This window comes from Mesotoga sp. HF07.pep.5.2.highcov (genome assembly GCF_003666285.1).
Taxonomy (GTDB): domain Bacteria; phylum Thermotogota; class Thermotogae; order Petrotogales; family Kosmotogaceae; genus Mesotoga; species Mesotoga prima.
The window spans coordinates 1-812 of sequence record NZ_JFHJ01000109.1 but is presented as its reverse complement, the minus strand read 5'-3'; the positions used below and the strand labels follow the sequence as shown (position 1 = coordinate 812).

The following is an 812-nucleotide window of genomic DNA, read 5'->3' as shown; positions in this document are numbered from 1 at the left end:
CCCTATCGATCCGGGGAAAAACTATGTGTTCATGATAATTCAATAAGCAACTCGAATGACCTAAAAGATAGACTCTAACCATTTTCGCCTCTGGTTCTTTTCTTGAAGAAGAATATTGAAAAGTCGTGTGAGAACTCGTTGCCGGAAAAGGCTTTCATGATTTGCCCCACCTTCTCGATCGGAAATTCCAGCGTAAGGGCCTTTTCGATTTCCCCACGGTTCTTTGCTCTCCATTTCGTTCTCACGATCCTTTCCAAAAAGCCCCTCGATGCGAAGTAATCGGAAATCTCTTTTTGAAGGTTTTTAAGGTCCCGACCATATGATAGTTCGAGAAAATCCGCATACTGGCCTGAAGAGTAGTTGTTCTGAATATTGAAGAAATACCCGCCGGTCTTCAGGACCCTTTTGACTTCCTCAATCCCCTCTTCACAACTCTCTGTGTATTTCATGGGCGGGCCAAAGAAATACGCAAGCCTGGCGTGCACGATATCTGCCAGATCAGATTTCAGTGGAAGGTCCTCAGCAAATCCCTTCAACACACAGAAGTTCGATCTGAAGTCACGGGCTTGCCTCGCTTTCAATTGTTTTAACATTCCCGAATCCGGCTCCACGGCGTAAACCATGGAGGCAGTGCTTGCGTACATATGTGAATGAAAGCCTGAGCCTGCTCCAACATCGACAATCACGCTGCCTTCGAAATCGCAGAACTCTTCCATAACCTTCTCTATTTTCCTTTCTGGGTCGATCAATTCATTCTGAAGCTCGTACAGCTCCGGATTTGCCGAACCGGCATAGAAGTAGAGATTTGGCAT

Annotated in this window: 1 protein-coding gene; it reads right to left on the bottom strand. The window is 45.9% G+C overall.

All coding sequences use genetic code 11. From position 1 onward, the window contains the following. Positions 1–74: 74 nt before the first annotated feature. On the bottom strand, positions 75–812 hold a 738-nt coding region (locus tag BG32_RS01830; RefSeq protein ID WP_014731277.1), incomplete at its 5' end, for a class I SAM-dependent methyltransferase.